This window comes from Acidobacteriota bacterium, assembly GCA_016208495.1.
Classification (GTDB): Bacteria; Acidobacteriota; Blastocatellia; order Chloracidobacteriales; family Chloracidobacteriaceae; genus JACQXX01.
This window is the reverse complement of the sequence record JACQXX010000134.1, coordinates 1-17,365: the sequence shown is the minus strand read 5'-3', so window position 1 is coordinate 17,365 and position 17,365 is coordinate 1. Positions and strand designations below refer to the sequence as shown.

General features: G+C 52.2%; 11 protein-coding genes. All 11 read right to left on the bottom strand.

Annotated features, from left to right (window positions below; all coding sequences use genetic code 11):
• Positions 1–599: 599 nt before the first annotated feature.
• Complete coding sequence (locus tag HY774_26470) at positions 600–1,568, bottom strand: efflux RND transporter periplasmic adaptor subunit (protein MBI4752048.1); 969 nt, start codon at positions 1,566–1,568, stop codon at positions 600–602.
• A gap of 975 nt (positions 1,569–2,543) precedes the next feature.
• The gene (locus HY774_26465) at positions 2,544–4,481 is read right to left on the bottom strand and encodes an acetate--CoA ligase (GenBank protein MBI4752047.1); all 1,938 of its coding nucleotides are present in this window, start codon (positions 4,479–4,481) and stop codon (positions 2,544–2,546) included.
• Between the two features lie 364 nt (positions 4,482–4,845).
• Complete coding sequence (locus HY774_26460; protein MBI4752046.1) at positions 4,846–5,103, bottom strand: hypothetical protein; 258 nt, start codon at positions 5,101–5,103, stop codon at positions 4,846–4,848.
• A 679-nt stretch (positions 5,104–5,782) separates the two neighbouring features.
• Positions 5,783–6,610, bottom strand: a complete 828-nt coding sequence (locus HY774_26455) for an alpha/beta hydrolase (protein MBI4752045.1) — start codon at positions 6,608–6,610, stop codon at positions 5,783–5,785.
• A 150-nt stretch (positions 6,611–6,760) separates the two neighbouring features.
• Entirely contained in the window at positions 6,761–8,470 is a 1,710-nt protein-coding gene (locus HY774_26450; GenBank protein MBI4752044.1) for a wax ester/triacylglycerol synthase family O-acyltransferase, read from the bottom strand.
• Positions 8,471–9,154: 684 nt separating this feature from the next.
• On the bottom strand, positions 9,155–9,757 hold the full coding sequence (locus tag HY774_26445; protein ID MBI4752043.1) for a redoxin domain-containing protein: 603 nt from the start codon (positions 9,755–9,757) through the stop codon (positions 9,155–9,157).
• 179 nt (positions 9,758–9,936) lie between these two features.
• The gene (locus HY774_26440; protein MBI4752042.1) at positions 9,937–11,937 is read right to left on the bottom strand and encodes a DUF4394 domain-containing protein; all 2,001 of its coding nucleotides are present in this window, start codon (positions 11,935–11,937) and stop codon (positions 9,937–9,939) included.
• Positions 11,938–12,716: 779 nt separating this feature from the next.
• Entirely contained in the window at positions 12,717–14,138 is a 1,422-nt protein-coding gene (locus tag HY774_26435) for an efflux transporter outer membrane subunit (GenBank protein ID MBI4752041.1), read from the bottom strand.
• Positions 14,139–14,291: 153 nt separating this feature from the next.
• Positions 14,292–15,338: an efflux RND transporter periplasmic adaptor subunit gene (locus tag HY774_26430; GenBank protein MBI4752040.1), complete on the bottom strand. Its 1,047-nt coding sequence runs from the start codon at positions 15,336–15,338 to the stop codon at positions 14,292–14,294.
• 137 nt (positions 15,339–15,475) lie between these two features.
• Positions 15,476–16,183: an ABC transporter ATP-binding protein gene (locus HY774_26425; GenBank protein ID MBI4752039.1), complete on the bottom strand. Its 708-nt coding sequence runs from the start codon at positions 16,181–16,183 to the stop codon at positions 15,476–15,478.
• A gap of 370 nt (positions 16,184–16,553) precedes the next feature.
• A complete protein-coding gene (locus tag HY774_26420) occupies positions 16,554–17,240 on the bottom strand; it encodes an FtsX-like permease family protein (GenBank protein ID MBI4752038.1) in 687 nt (228 codons plus the stop codon).
• Between the last annotated feature and the right edge of the window lie 125 nt (positions 17,241–17,365).

Below are 17,365 nucleotides of genomic sequence, written 5' to 3'. Positions count from 1 at the left end.
TCAACTTCCCGTTTTCTTTTGGGAATCAGGCATTTGGATTGAGCATCCCGGAGGGCTGCCGTTCGGATAGCCGGTGGTTGCGAGGTTTTGGGAGCTACCACCGGGAACAGGTTCGTTCTCTCCAGTGCTCCCCCGCTTCGCCCGCGCCCCGCAGGGGCGCGGGCGAAGTGGGGGAGCACCAAGGGGGGTAGCCTTTGGATCCGGTGGTAGGCCCAAAGCGGCCAACCGACCGGCTATCCGAACGGCAACGCTTCGCGGTGCAAGACCAAAACCTGGATGTGGCAAAACACGCCCCAGGAACTTATTTTTTAACGCTCCCTAAGGCTGCGGTGAGCGACGGTAGTATCATTTAGGGCTGAGGGTATTGGGCTAAGGGCTGAGGGAAATACATATCTTCCAACTATTTAGCCTTTTGCTAATACGACATCATCATTCCAAAATGGTATAAATAAAAACAGTTTGGAGTCAGAAATCAGTCCTGGGAATGACCGACTTCATACTATTTTGGAATGAAGTGATCGTATTAGAAAACAGTTAAGTGATTCAATCAATTGAAGTTAGTGGACTACTGGCTGCGATCTACTGACTACAAACTGGTATTATCTGGTTTGCCGCGCAGTGGGGTTTAAAAACACCTGGCCGACAAATCCGGGCTGCAAGCGTTGGGCGGTGGCAATCGGCGCCTGCAGTCTTGCTTCCACCATTACAATTTGCAAAGCCGCATCCGTAGTGGGTGCGATTTGCTCGATTGAGCCGGGAATCGTCGCTCCTAAACTCTCGATTCGCACCATCACCGTTGCTCCCGGAACCACTGTATGAATTTGGTCGGAGGGAAGTGCAAACCGGACCCACAGGTCATCGGATTTAGACAGGCTCACAATTGGCTCACCACGGGTCATGAGGGCGCCGGGGTTTTGGTGGCGAGCAGAAATAATGCCGTCATAGGGTGAGCGGATTTCCACCCCGGCGAACCGTTCTTTAATTTGGGCAATCATGGCCTCGCGCTCGGCAACCCGGGCCCTGGCGATATCAACATTGGTGGCAATGATCTCAACTTGACGTTTGGCGGTCAGCATTTCTTCCTGGGAAAGAACGCCACTTTCGGCCAGGGTAACCCGTCGGGCATAGCGTTCCTGAGCGTCAACCAGTTCTAATTCAGCTTTATGGAGTTCGGATTGGGCCACCTGGGCAGACGCTTCGGAAACCTTGAGTTCCTGTTGAATCGGCAGCGGATCGAGCCGGGCGATCACCATCTGGGCTTTAATATGGTCCCCTAACCCGACATAGACCTCATCCAGCCGTCCTTCAACTTTTGCGGCAATATCCACTGACTCGTGGGCAAACACTGTCCCAAGGTAGCTGACTGGAGCCGGGGCTGGTTCGACAGGTGTGGGGTGGAAATTTGGAGCACAGGTAGCTGGAACAGTTTTAGAAGAACTGGCTGCGATGATTGTGGGTTTTACATCGTGTCGGGCATTGGTCAGCATGAGAGAGCCAATGATCCCTAACGGAAGGACAATAACCAAAACGTATGGATTCAGCTTCCTTCTTGAAAGAACAGATTTCATATCATCTCGGGGGTAAAGAAAGTCTAACTTTTCAATTGATTGGTTTACCGTTCAGGGAAGGCGGCGATTTGTAAGGCTGGGTTCGTGAGGAAAAATCGGCGACCAGCCGAATCGTAGATTTTCCATAACAGCCTGATGGTCCAAAAAGAGGACAGAGTTCAAGCTTGAGTTTGCGCCAATCGTTACTTTGCGTCATTCAAGCTCTTGATGAAACTTGAATTGTACGATCTGTTCGATGGAAGCAAGCAAAAGTTTGAACTCTGTCCTCTTTATCTGAATAGCTATAGCCTTTCAGAAAAAGATTCCCCCTGGGAGCGCCGGCATCTTGCCGGCATCTGATTGAAAATTAACCACTTTGTGCCGGCAGGATGCCGGCGTTCCCAGGAAATATTTATCTGAAAAACTATAGAGTGAAGTTTCCCAACAACTTCTCAATTCGTTTCTAAAACACTAGCAAATCCAATAAGTCCAGCCCCAACAACCATCATCTGAGCAGGTCACTGCTGTGCCACAATTACCTGGACAAGTTTCAGTCATATGTGGGGTACATCCATCTTTTGGAGAGCTTGCTCCACCCGCAACCTGCTTCAATTCAGAGCTTTGGAGCACTTTGATGGTTTCTTTTTTCAGGTGCAGTTTTTTGACGGTGTTGCGGGACTGGTTGGTGTTATCGTTCGAATGCATGACAAAAAAACTCCTTCATAATGGTTAGATTGATGTGAAAATGACGTGAAATGAACTGAAATTGTTCTTTCATCGCCTTGCTGAGCGTAAGAGCGTTGACCGGGTCTAAGCCCTGTCTTTTCTCTGTTCGCCACTCAGTGACATCATTTCCGGATCCATTACAGGAAATTTTCTTGAAAATTATTTTTTTACTGGGAGCAGATTCATCTGAATTTACCTGCTCCCGGTATGGAAGTTCTCTTCTCTAATGGCCTCTTGTTTCGCGGCCCCGTCTTTCCGATCCCTGTTTTTCTATTCATCCAGGGTGGAAATATCGCCCGGATCCTGGCCCAGTTCTTTGGCTTTTAAATAACGCCGCATAATTTTTCCGGAGCGGGTCTTGGGGAGTGCGCCCAGGAATTCAATCGCCGCCGGGGTCGCAATCGGGCCAAGTTCCCGGCGAACGTGTTCGGTGATGCTGGCCGCGAGGAATTCCGTGGCGTGATGTCCCTGTCGCACCACGACAAAGGCTTTGATGTTTTCACCTTTGATTGGGTCTGGAATGCCGATTACAGCGGCTTCGGCAATCGCCGGATGGGAAACCAGGGTTGATTCGACATCTGCTGTTCCAATGCGGTGACCCGCCACATTTAAGACGTCATCTGCCCGGCCTAAAACCGCGATGTACCCTTGCTCATCTTTGACGGCAATGTCACCGCTGAAATATCCCATCTTCGGATTTTCAGGCGTGTGACCCGGCAGCGGATGCCACATCTTCTCGTAGCGCGGCGCATCATTCCAGACAGTTCGCATCATATGCGGAAAGGCACGCTTGAGAACCAGCAGGCCGCCCGTTCCCGGCGGAACCGGATTCCCCTGTGGATCCACCACGTCGGCTTCGACACCGGGCAGGGCGCAACCAACCTTTCCTGGCCGCATGGCAATATTGGGTGCTGTTCCAATCGTCGGTCCACCGAGTTCGGTTTGCCACCAGTTATCCACAACGTAGCCCCATTTGCCATCCCCAGCCAGATGGGTTTGAGCCCAGCGCCAGGCTTCCGGGTTGAGTGGTTCTCCGGCACAGGCAATGACGCGCAGGGTCGAAATGTCATATTTGGCCGGCAGGGCTTCGCCAAATTTCATGTACATCCGCAGTGCCGTCGGTGCGGTGAACATCTTCGTCACGCCGTACCGCTCGACGATTTCCCAGGCGATACCCGGATGCGGGTAATCTATCGAGCCTTCGCGGATCAAGGTTGTCGCGCCCGTGCAAAGCGTCGCATAGACAATGTAGGAATGCCCGACGATCCAGCCGATGTCTGACGTGCACCAGAAGACATCGCGCGGGCTCACGTCGAGGAAGGTCTCCAGGTGATAGGTCGTTCCAACCATAAACCCGCCATGCACATGAACCACGCCCTTGGGCTTCCCGGTCGTTCCGGAGGTGTAGAGAATAAACAATGGGTCCTCGGCGTCCATTTCCTCAGCCGGGCAATCCGCCGGGAATTTCAGCAGGTCATTAAAATCCATTTGCCGGACACTGGTAATTTCGGCGGCTGGATCCCGACGCGAGAAAAATACGACTTTTTCGACGCATTCAAGGTCCGCCACGGCTTCGTCAACGATGGATTTGAGTGGAACGGCTCTCCCCCGGCGGTAGCCCACATCGCCCCCGATCACCACTTTGGCCTGAGCGTCGTCAATCCGATCCCGAAGCGCCGTGTGCCCCAGACCCGCATATACCACCGAATGAATCGCCCCAATCCGGGCACAGGCCAGCATTGACACAATCCCCTCGATGGTCAGAGGAAGATAAATGATCACCCGGTCGCCTTTGGTGACCCCGATGGATTTCAACCCGTTCGCCAGCCGGCCAACCATTCGGCGAAGCTGGCTATACGTCACCATCCGTTCGCTGCCGTCCTCGCCCAGCCAGATAAACGCCACCCGGTTGCAGTGGGTCGAACCGGCATGCCGGTCCAGGGCATTGAGGGTAATGTTGGTTTTACCACCGACAAACCACTGGTGATGGACGCCGTCCGATTGAAAAACCTGGTCATATGGTCGGGTCCAGATAAATTTTGCAGCTTCGTCCGCCCAGAATTGCTCAGGATGCGTGATTGAATACTGGTAATCAGAGTCAGTCACTGGCCGATGCACAAAGTGTCTGACTGATGGCGGTGCTGGATATTCGACTTGATTGGCAAGGAGGGAATTGATTTGGGACTGAAGGTTCGATGGTGCTGTCATAGGATGATCTCTGGGTTTAAAAAAGTAAAAGACCTGAAATGAAGAAAAGAAGCGCCGGGACGCAATGGTCCATCCGGAGGCAAGTTTCGTTCCCTGACCAGAAAATTCAAGTGTATTATTGACTGGTTGATGAATACATGAAGAAAGATATTGAAAAGAAATGACTTGTTAACCTGAATAATATTAAGGCGGCGCCGGTACAGGTGCATTCGCTTCTTTCATCACAAAGAAACAACAGAAAAAGTGGGGAGTTTTACTTCAGGAGTGGGAAGAATTATTTATCGAGGGGAGGCGTAGGGGAAAACTCTGGCGAACCTGGAGTCACGGTGCATCGGGCGTGGCCTCCAGGTTCAGCATGTGTTACTCAGTGCCGTCGTTCAGGAGTGGTTGAAAGCTCTGAAATGTCAATTTTGCATGACCAGTAGGTATAGGACCGGCGTTCCGTGGACCGGTATTCCTGCAGAACCAGGTCACATTCATAAGCGGGATTACACCCGGAGATGGGGAATGCTTCCACCAGTTGCCACACATTTTCAGCGTCGTCAGCAAATGCCTTTGGATAATTTTTTTTCGCCAATGAAAAAAACCGATCAATCCCTTCAATGGGAGTAGTTATATTCATATCCATAATGTTCTTCCTTTCTTTTGTTGTTGTTATAATCCCCAGCAAGGGATGCAATTCGAGGGTGTAATTAACTGCGCAAAGATAGACCAGTATTTCACCCTCAGATTAAAACCATGTAACCAAAAAGTTGCCTCAAGTTATCCGTTGTTTGGCCGATTCGATGGGAAGCAAACCGCAGTTTGTGTGAAGCAGTCTAGTTTCTCACAACTTGAAGAAACTGGATAGACCCGAATGCCATGATTACAGTGAAAAAGTCAGTTCTGGCCTGAAAAAGAGGAAATAATTCGGAAGTTTGGGTTCGCAGTCATCCGTCTCAATCGGATGGGCCGACACTGACCTTTCATACTTCGGTCATAACCATAATTTGTACGAAGCCTATATCCATTCTTTGGCCAGTTGTGAGAATCAACTCAACTCTGCCTCGCCCTGTCAGGAAGCAATGCCCCACAATCGTCGGTCAGGTTTCATTCCTGACTTTCTTTTGTAATAAACCTGAAAATTGAAAGTCCAAAGCGAGGCGTAAGTCGCGAGGCGCGAGGCGTAAGACAAAAGATCAACAAAACTGGCTAGGACCACTTAAAGCATTTGCTTTCTATCTCTTAACCAGTTGTGAACGCGTTCACAAATTTCACTGGATTGACGACTCGCGACTCGCTATTTCGCTCCTTCGCTGCCCTCAGTGTCGGTAGTATCGGGGTTCGGGGTAGAAAAGTTTGCGAATGCCGTACCGTTCAAATTTTTTCCATTGTCCTTCGGGTTGGGAGAGCCGGTCGGCAATGGCAAACAGGGTTGCCGGATTCACCCCCATCCCCAGGTGGCTGGCGATGACTTCGATATTTTCGGTGAGTGGGGATTCTGTTTCGAGGGAACATTTCCAGGAGACGACCCCATCCGAACGGCTATAAATCGAGGTTGTGGGAACGGGAGGCGAGTGCCGGAGCGGTTCGTGAAGTTTGGGATCTCCGACTTTTAATCCACTGGCGAATTCAAAAAAACGCCACGCGTGGTTGGCCTTTGGGTGACCTGTGAACGGTGTTCCCAGGGTAATAACATATCTGACGTGTTCCGGAGCGATCTTGGCCACTTCACGGGCATAGAGGCCACCCAGGCTCCAACCGATCAAGCTGACATTCTGGCCGTGTTTTTCGCGCAACTCTTTCACGTGTTCGGCACAGCCGCGCAGGACTCCGGGGCGAGGGCCAAGGTTTCGGCCAAAATTCCAGGGATAGGGTGTGTATCCGATTCCTTTCAAAAACTGGCGTAACGGGATGGTTGAAAAATCACTGGCGGCGAGTCCGGGAAAGACCAGCACCGGGTGGCCATCACCTTTGGGCGCGCTCCTCAGAAGCGGGAGCGACATCAACCAGGCGCCAAGTTCCCACGAGGCGCGGATTTCCAATGCGGTCAGGATTGGGGAAGGCGGTTTGTACGCATATTTTCGGCGTGAAGTACTGTTTACTGGTCCGTGTCCTTCTGGTTCGGATGAGCCTGTCTGGTTTGCCATACACGATCAAGTCCTTATTCTCTTCAACAAAGGTCAGGATTTCCCTGGCTGGACGGTCTGCTGCGGCATACAGTTCAGAATGCTGGTTGGAAGTTTTCTGGCAGGCGAACGATTTTCAGCGCAAACTCAGGTATCTGGTGTGATTCCAGCTCAACTGGTTTTGCGTTGTCTGCGGGTTCGGATGCTGGTGACGGTTGCTGGTTCAGCTTCAGTCGCGATGACCTCGGCTGGAATTGCTTTTGGGCGGCGACCACGTTTGGGTTTCGTTTCGACTTTCACGTTCTCGACTTCGATGGGGACCGTTCGTGGCGTGGTGATTTCGATGTTGACGGCTTTTGTTTGAGGTCGGCGGCCCCGGCGTGGACGGATGATATCTTTGGCTTCGTCTTCGGCGGTGGCTGGTGGAAGCGCACGGGCGGCTTCTTTGGCGGCCATTTCAGCCACATAGGCCGTTACTTTGGTTTTGAGTTCCTGATGGGCGTCAGCGATATAGTTGGCCAGATCTTTGACGTCTGGAATGGCCCGGCGGCAGGCGGTCAGGCCGAAATCAAGCGAACCTTGATAGCTTTCCACCGTGATGTTGAGCGCCATGCCGTGCATGATGATTGAAACCGGATAGTAAGTCCGCATTCTGGCGCCCGCCAGGTACAGCGGTACCGGTGGACCCGGCACATTTGAAATAGCGACGTTGGCAATGGGAGGTAAATTGTCGGCAATCTTTGACCGGCCATAGAGCGAGGCCAGGCCGCTCATCAGCCAGGGAGCGCCAAATGATGGAAAATCAGTCGGAATCACCGCTTTGAAGTTGTTGATGGATTCTTTGGCCGCGCTGGTTGAAGATTTAATGGCTTTGAGTCGTTCGATGGGATCTTTAATATTGGAAGCAAGGCTACAGAGCATCATTGTGGCCTGTGTATTTTGCTCAGTGTTTCCAGCCTCGCGAAGCGACACGGGAACGGCGGCCACCATCGGCTTTTTGGGAACTCCATCGTATCCGCTTTCTTCCAAATAGCGCCGCATGGCACCGCTGCACAATCCTAAAACCACATCATTGATCGTGACGTTGACCGCTTTGGCGATTTGTTTGGCTTCGTCGAGCGGAATTGAAACTGACCCAAAAGTGCGCTGATTGGTAATTGAGACATTAAAAAGTGTTCGAGGACCGAGTGAAAGGTTCTTCGGCCAGGAAAAACGACGTCTCCCGGAGGAATCTTTTTCCGGAATCAAAGCACTGCCAAGGGTTTTGGCTGTTTTTGGAAGGTACCAGATCAGTTTGGCATATTGCGCAACAACGTTGGTCAACGCCGCCTGGATGAGTTCGGCCACGCCAAGCTGATATTGAATCCCACGCCGCCGGACCGGTTGTTTGACTTCGCGTGGGACGGGCGAGATATCCAGTACCGCACTGGCGAAGGCAACCCCGGCCTGACCATCAATCGCCGCGTGGTGAACTTTGGAATAAAACCCGACCTGACCTGACTGTAACCCTTCAATGACATAAAACTCCCAGAGTGGGCGGCTTCGGTCGAGCAGGCTGGAGTGGAGTCGGCCAACGTAGGCTTCAAGTTGTTCGATGGTTCCCGGTTTGGGAAGCATAATCCGCCGGATGTGGTAATCCAGGTCCACGTCGTCATCCTCGACCCAGACGGGATTGGCCAGTTCAAACGGCATCAACGCCAGTTTGCGATGAAACACCGGCGCCAGGTGCATGCGCCTGGAGACGTGTTTTTTCACTTCTTCATAGAAATCACCGTCAAAGCCTTCGGGGAGGTCATATAAATGCATGCTCCCGACGTGCATCGGGGTTTCCGGAGTTTCAAGATAGAGGAACGTTGCATCAAGTCCGCTGAGGTGTTTCATAAAGGTATCAGGTGAAAAAGTGGTTGAATGAACCTTGACCAGACAGTCCAGCCAGCAATGGTCCAAAAGAGGTGAAAGTGTGAAGTCGTGAGTCGGAATGTGGAGTGAGCCCGAGTGTTGCCTTCGATTAGGGCTTGACCGAAGCAAACTGCAAGCGGTGAATGTACTTACAGCCTAACACGGCTGAAGTCAAGCATGCATCTGGTACCGCCGAAAATTTCGGAGTGCGGTGGCTTGACACCGCTTTCAGATTAGATTTTCAAGAGCAGGGCAGGAAAAGGACAAAAATTCGCAAGCCAGGAAGTATAGAATTTCAGATGAAGAAACCACGAAACACACGAACGACACGAAAAAGAAATCCAAATTTTTCAATAGTTTCTGAACGATGATCATCGAAAACACCACGGAAATATTTATCTGAAAAACTATAACCCAGGCCGTTGCATTCACAATGGAAACAAAAGAAAAAAGGGAAGTTGGTTCCAATCAAGGAAGAACTTCCCTTCAGGCCAGCATCAGCGGCAAGAAATTTTGCAGGTGAATGGGTGACGACGTGGTGACTGGACGTGCTGGTCGTGAACCTTCCAGGATGTGGATTCGACCTCAGGTTATAACCTTTTTATGCACGTTGACTCAATGTTTTTGATCGAAACGGCACCACCTGATTGTCACCTCTGGGCTGGATTATTTTTTGACCAAATCGAGTGCTGCCCGGACTTCTGAAACGGTGGGTCGTACTTTGTAATCCTGCTCCACCCGAGCCCAGGTTACTTTTCCAGCCTTGTCGAGAACATACACCGCCGGGTGCGGAATCCCATCAAACCGCTTGCCGTCATAGGCCGGGTCGTGCAGTCCAAAGCGATCAATCACCTGATGGCCTGGGTCAGACAAAATTGAGAACGTGAGATTCCCGCCAGATTTGGCGGCCAGTGTTTGGGCCAGTTTTTTGTTTTCTTCGACTGGATCAACGCTGATGGCCAGCACGCGCACATTTTCCCCGGATTGGGCAAGTGATCCCAGTTCGGTCAATTGCCGAACACAAAACGGGCACCAGGAGCCACGATAAAACACCAGCACCACTGGGGATTTCCCCCGCAGGGCAGAAAGCTTGACCGTTTGTCCATCCTGATCCTGGAGTGAAAAATCCGGGGCTTTCCGACCAACTTCAACCGGCGTCGTGCGATTGGCGCTGGCCGTATTTTGCTGGGCTGAAAGGCGTTCCGACGGATGCCATACCAAGGTTCCAAACATCACGATACTGAAAAACACAAACACAAATTTCCGCATGAGAGAATGCTCCATTTTGAATAGATTGAAATTAAACAGGAAAGCTTCGGAAATCAGTGTCAGCCAGGGTTTATTCCGGTCAGGAGAAATGGTTTCGCTTCCAAAAGAAAAAGGGCAATCCCTGGTGGGATTGCCCTCACAAAACATCAGAACACTGTTCTGGTTGAAATCTGACCTGACTATTGTGAAATGGTCAGGTTCAGCACGGACGTGTTGCTTCCTCGGTTGAGGTCACCGCTTCCCGTGAGCACCGTGACGGTGTTGGCGATTTGGCCTGTGGCGCCGGCATTGGCTTTCACCATCAGCGTTACCGTAGCCGAACCACCGGCTGGGATTGAGCCCAGGTTGCCGGTGACGGTGATCACATTATCCGCAGTGGCCATGGTCGCCGTTCCCTGACTGGCGACGGCTGAATCAACCGAAACCAGCATGGCTGAGAGTGGATTTCTCACCACGACGTTGGTGGCGACATCCGGGCCGAAATTGTTGACGGTAATCGTCAGGGTCAGGGTTTCACCCGGTTTGATCGTGGTCTTATCAGCGGACTGGTTGATGGCCAGTCGGGCCTGATTCAGATCAATCGCCACATCCCGGATACGGTCGCCAATTCGACCGACCAGCGTCGCCTGACCTGAGACCAGACTGACACGGTACAAATTGGTGAACGCCGCGCCTTCCGGCGTGATTGAAGCCAGTGCTGATCCATCAATCGAAGAAATATCAAATCCAACGGCTGATGTGGCATTGACGTTGAGTCGGCCCACTGTGTTGAGAACACCATCATTGGGTGGGTTCTGAATCAAGAGGCTGTCCAGGTTGAAGTCAATGTCATACAACGTGGTCGTGGTGGCCAGGTTGACGCTGTTGGTATAGGCCGAACCGACCACGGAGGGCGTCACGCCCGCGTTGCGATCCGCCGCGGCAAAGGCAAGGGTTCCGTCCGTTGCGGCAACTGCCCCGGTATCTGGGTGCAGGCGCAGGTTTTGGGCGGTGTTGGAGGTCACCCGGATGCGGTCAGGAACCGGGTTAAAGTCAAATCCAAAAGAGGTGCCGGCCAGGACTGGCGTAAACGGTGTGGTTCCAACCGCCTTGGCTTCACCGGTTCGAGTATCAATGGTGTAGATCCGGTTGGAACTGCCAAGGGCATACAACTGACCAGTTGCGGGTCGGAAATCAATGCCCAAAACGGCTTCGCCAGCCTGGATGCCGAAAATCTGAACGCGGCTCAGAACTGGACCCGGGTTGGTGCCATCAAAAGTTACCAGCGCATTATTTTCCGTCAGGCCAAAAACAGTCGGGTGTGGCGCAATTGACATTGATTCAACCACCACCTGGTTGCCGACAAAGCCAAGGAACGAGGCGCGGCCATTGATCAGGTTAATCTGAAAGAGGCTTGACCCTGGGTCCCCATCCACATTCAATGTGGCAAAGGCGCGACCATCGGCACTCGCGATGTCGAACCCAACCCGACCGGTGGCATTCACACCGAGCGGACCAGCCGTGAACAACTGGCCGGAGTTCGGGGATATCGGCGCTCCGGTAAAATCACCCTGGCGCACCACAATGTCCAGACCGGTGTCAATTCCATACAGCGTGGTTTGAGGTGTTCCAGCAAAGTTATTGGTATAGGCCACACCTGCAACGGAAGGATTTGCCCCAGCACTGGCATCACCCTGGGCAAAGACCAGGTTGGTATCGGTTCCGGCAACTCCGCCGGTATTTGGATTGAGCCGCAAGTTTTGCTCAGCGTCGGAAACAAACCGAATTCGGTCTGGGACTGGGTTAAAGTCAAATCCAAAGTTGCCACCGTTGGCGGCGGGCGTGAAAGCGGCTGATCCAACGGCCATTGCGGCACCCGTTCCGGGGTTAATTGTGTACATCCGGCTGGCAGTGGTTACCCCATAAAGCTGGCCGGTCGCCGGGCGAAAATCAATTCCGACAAAACGCTCACCGTCGGCTAATCCTGAAATCGCAACGCTGGATAAAAGTGAGGTTGGTGCTGAAGTTGAAAAACTGATTAACGAATTGGTGGACGTGGTTGCAAAAATGATCTCTGCGGGAACAGTTGCTGATTGAGCATTGACAACAGTTTCAAATGGTTTTGTGACAGAGGGACTAAAATTGAACGCGGAAAGAACCAGAAACAGCACGGCAAATAGTGATGTTTTGCGGGTTTTCACAAAGGGATCCTCCTTGAAAAGGTACAGTTAACAACAATTCAGACGCTTCGTCCGAAGCAAGGGGGTGATTCAATCACCACCGGGTGTTTCATTTGGTTTTGATTGAGTAGAGAAGGAGTTGGAAAGCTGGCCAGTACGGCCATCTTGGGGAATTTAGATCTCATCGGCAAGGAATCTTCAGGAGAATCGTTCATTTTTCCATTTTATTCAATGAAAAAAACGGCAAGTTTGAAGGGGAGGAAGGTGTGAGCTGTAAATTGAAAACGAGAGAGTTGCTGCCTGAAAGTAGAAAAACTCGATCTTAAAGTGAACGGAAAAATATATCAACCAAACTATATAGGACTACTTAAAATATTTATTTTCAATATTTTAACTTGTTGTGAACGCGTTCACAAATGTCGAAATGAGGACGGGAGATATCAGGCTCAGAGCAATTGAAGGGAGGCATAAGCGCCAGGATAAGGAAAGTTGAGTCTGTGGGTGACAAGGAGGTAATGCGCCACAGAGGCACGGAGACTATCTGACAAGTGGAATGAGCTTGAGGACCTCCGGGTGGGAGCGGGAGAATGTTTTTTCTCCTTGTCCCCTTGTCCCCTTGTCCAGATCGGGCTCTGTTCCCTTATCCTGGCGCTTATGGCCCTCAAACCGGGGCCGAAGAAACCGGGGGTTGAAGAAGGCGGGCTGAAGAATTGGGTTTCTTTCATCCCTCATCCTTCATCCCTCATCCCTTCCTTTGCTCCGAGCTTGCGAGTCTTCAGCCCCAAGCCCAATGCTTTTCATCACCATCCGCCCCCAAGTGCTTTATAGAGCCGGACAGCGGATTCAACCGTGCTCGTTTCACTCTGGGCAAGTTCATCTTCGGCGGCATACTGGGTTTGCTGAGCCGACAAGACAGAAAGAAAATCAGAGAGGCCACGCAAATACAGCTCATTGGCAAATTCAACCGCTTGCTGGCTTGATTTGACGGCGGCTACCAGTTTTTGACGGCGGGCTTCTTCGTGGGCATAGGCCACCAGTGCGTTTTCAGTTTCTTCCAGCGCCGTCAACAAGGTTTGCTGATATTGAAGGGCACATTGTTCGAGGCGGGCGTCTTGAACTTCGATATTGGATTTGATTCGCCCCCCGGTAAAAATCGGCAACCGGATGCCAGGACCAATCGCAAAGAAATTCCCGGCGCCAAGCGTAAACCCACTGACCGACGTGGCCTGACGGCCAAAGGACCCGGTTAATGAAAATTTTGGAAAGCGTTCGGCCTGGGCAACTTGAAGTCTGGCGGTGGCCGCCACAATTTGAGCTTCTGCCCGTCGAATATCTGGGCGCCGACGCAGCAAATCGGCTGGCAATCCAACTGGCACTGAAGGCGGTCTCGACGGTATGGGCTCAACTGGGGTGAGTTCGGCGATCAGCGTTCCTGGCGTTTGACCGGTGAGCACTCCCAACCGGTGAATAGCCTGTGCCAGGGTGGCCTCTAATTGGGGCAGGATGGCTTCGGTGGTGGCCAGTTGGGCTTCAGCTCGCGAAACATCGAGTTCCGTCGCCAGGCCAGCCTGTGAACGAACTTTCGTCAAATGAACAGTTTCCTGTTGAACGGCAATGTTTTTCTGAACCACAGCCACCCGGCGCTGAAGACCACGCAACTCAACATAGGTCCGGGCCAGTTCGCCCAAAAGCGATACCAGCACATCGCGCTGGCTTTCAATCGCCACGTTGACTTCGGCCTGGGCCGCGTTGACTGAATTTCGAACACCACCAAAGACATCAATTTCCCAGGTCGCATCAAACCCAATCTGAAAGTTGTTGGTTTCAAATGGCGTCACCAGCGTTCCGCCACCAGATGAACCAACTCGCGTCACTCCCTGGGCAAAGCCTCCGCGAACCCGCTGGAACGAATCGGTTTGATTGATGGCTGGATACCGGGTTGCCGCGGTGACACCACGGACACCGCGGGCTTCACGAATCCGTGCCGCCGCCAGTTTCAGGTCAAAATTTGAAGTGAGCGCTCGTTCAACCAGCGAGTCCAACGTTGGATCCTGAAAAGTCTTCCACCAGGTCTTTAACTCTGCGGTCTCTAGTGGCGTTTGAGGTGAAGCCGCACTCCATTGAGCGGGCGGTTCAACTTCGATTTTGACCCGTTTGGGCGGGATGGCACAGCCGCCACTCAAGAGTGCAATTGCCACGAGCGCTGCCAGTTTGTGGTTCATACAGGACCTCTTTGAAAAGAAAAAAGACAAAAGAAGGATTATCTCGAAAACCCGGAGCCCGGACAAAATGACAAGGTGACAAGGTGACAAGGTGACAAGGTGATTTTTTTCATCCCTTGGTTTCATCCCTCATCCCTTAAAGACCCCGGAACCCTATGGTTTACTGCTTCCATCAATAAACACATCCATCTGCTGGCCGACAAAGATCGGGGCTGACTGGTCAACCACTCGATAGACGACCTGCAACACCCGTGTGTCAACCCGTTCGGTGCTATCGCCCGTGAGTGATTTTTTGGGAATCACAAACGGCTCGAACCGAACAAATTCAAGTGGAATTTGACGGTCGGTTTTGCCACGCAGGTAAGCGTACGCCTGGGCCCCAGCCTTGACTTTCGCGGCATCGTTTTCATCCACATCGGTGCGGATGTGCAGGGTTCCGACATCGCCCACGACCATCAACGGTTTCGGGAGCTGGCCACTCTGGGCGTATTCGCCAGGTCGCACATTGCACTGCAGGATTCGCCCATCGGCCAGTGCCTGGACAGTCAACCGGTTGATGTCGGTTTGGATCCGTTTGACCTGGGCCTCAGCTTGCTGGACTTCAGAACGGGCAACTTCGAGATCGGGCTTCCAGGATCCGGATTTGAGCAACGCCAGTTTGGTTTGTTCCTGCTCCAGTCGAGCCTGGGCCGCCTGAACCGCAAATCGCCGCCGCTGCAGGTCTTCGTCACGAATCGCCCGTTTGTCGGTCACGCTTTCAATCAACTGAAGCTGGATTTTGGCATCTCCGAGCGCTGATTCGGCTTCGCGGACACGTGCCTCGGCAGGTGGGATTTCTTCCGGGCGCGGAGATTCTTCCAATCGCTTCAACTTTTGCCGGGCGACTTCAAGTGCGGCTTTCCGAACCATTAATTCGGCCTGTAAATCCCGGTCATCAAGGGAAAATAACGGGGCCCCAGCTTTGACAAAATCCCCGACTTTCACCGCAACTCGCGTGACCAGCCCTGAAACCGGCGTACTGATCGAGATGTTTTCCGAACTGGCTTCAACCAGCCCAACCCCCGCCACCGAAACGGCAAAACTGGTCCTGGGCGGCTCTGCTGGCGGAGGAAGTGAAACACGTTTGGGCCGGGAATTGACCACTGAAACCGTGGCATAAATCAGTGCAATTAAAGCAATAGCAGGCAACGTTTTTTTCATAAATCCTCGTTTTGGGGCAGGGTCGAGAGAAGACATAAAGGATACAAAGGACATAAAATCGAAAACCCGGAACCCGGAACCCGGAACCCGGAACCCGGAACCCGGAACCCGGAACCCGGAACCCGGAACCCGGAACCCTAAATGGTTTTGGTTTCAAGCTGCGTAATCTGGCCGTCATTCATATGGGCAATCGTATCGGCAAAATCGAAAATCCGGCTGTCGTGCGTCACCACAATTACCGCCCGGTCAGGCCGAACCGCAAATCCAGCCAGGAGCTCCATCACGGTTCGTCCAGTGGCGGCATCAAGCGCGGAGGTTGGTTCGTCACACACAATCAACCGTGGTTCGTGAATCAACGCCCTGGCCAGTGCCACTCGTTGTTGTTGACCGCCGGAAAGCTGCGACGGCAGATTGTTTTTGCGGTGATCCATCCCAAGCTGGCCCAGGAGCTTTTCCGCTCGTTCCAGCGCTGGTTGATAGGCAACTCCGGCAGCAAAGAGTGGAACCGCGACGTTTTCGGCAGCGGTCAACGATGGCAACAGGTTGAATTGCTGAAAGACAAAACCCAGATTCCGGCGGCGAAATAAAACCTGCTGGTTGCCCGAAAGGCGAGTCAGATTTTGCCCAAGTACCGTGATTTCGCCCTGGGTGGCATCGAGCAAACCGGCAATCACGGAAATTAATGTGGTTTTGCCTGATCCGCTTTCCCCGACAAGAAACGACATTTGACCAAACTGGATTTCCAGGTCAACACCACGCAGGGCCATGGTTTGAGACTCGCCCTGGCCAAAAGCTTTGGTCACTTGCTGGCACGACACGGCAATTGATGATGGGTTGTTTGTCATAATGTGACCAAACTGGATTTCCAGGTCAACACCACGCAGGGCCATGGTTTGAGACTCGCCCTGGCCAAAAGCTTTGGTCACTTGCTGGCACGACACGGCAATTGATGATGGGTTGTTTGTCATAATGATACCGATCAGGGTTCAGGGTTCAGGGTTCAGGGTTCAGGGTTCAGGGTTCGGGGTTCAGGGTTCAGGGTTTTCGAATTCTTTACTTTCGTCCTTTTCGCCCTTTTCGTCCTTTATGTCTTTTCAAAACCCGGAACCCAGAGCGGATGACAAGGTGACACACTGACAGGATGACAGAGTGATTTCTTTCATCCCTCATCCCTCATCCCTCATCCCTTCTGAAAACCCGGAACCCGGATTTGAATTACCCTCGAAAGACAATCGCCGGCTCTAAAACCAGTACCCGGCGGATGCTTAACAGACTGGCAAGCAACACAATCACCAGCACCACGCCAGCAGTAGCCACTGAAATCTGCCAGAGCAAAATAAAACCCCGGAGCTGGATCGCGACGTCACGGGTCAAATCAAAAAATGCGGCACACAGGGCAATACCCAGGGCATACCCAATACTGCCAACGACCAGGGCCTGGAGTAAAATCATGCCGACCAGCCGGTAATTGGTGACACCAATCGCTTTCAGTGCCCCAAATTGCTTGAGGTTTTCAATGGTGAAGATATAAAAGGTTTGTCCGGCCACAACCATTCCGACCAGAAGCGCGATTGTGACGGTGATGCCAAAATTGACGGGAATCCCAGTGTTGCGAATGTAGTAAAAAATGGTCGCCCATTCGAACTCTTCGCCTGACATGGCTTTCAGGTCCGGAAACGTCTTCTGAATGCGCTGGCTTAAATCACGAATTGAAACCTGAGGCTGTGCTTTCACCAGAACATAGGACAGCGTGTTGCGCTCGCGGCCAACAAAGGTCACGGCTTCGCTATACCGGGCAAACATCACTGGAAATGTGGCAAATGGGGCGGAGGCTTCACAAATGCCGACAATTTCAACCCGCTGGTCATTCATTTCGAGCACTTTTCCTAAATCGGTCCACATGGGATTGGAACAGTCAAAAACCGTTGGTTTATGCCGCTAACTGAGCAAGTCGTTTGACTTCGGCATCAACCTCTGGGGTAAAGTAAATTTCCGAGAGCTGGTACTTCCAGGGACCATTCACCTGA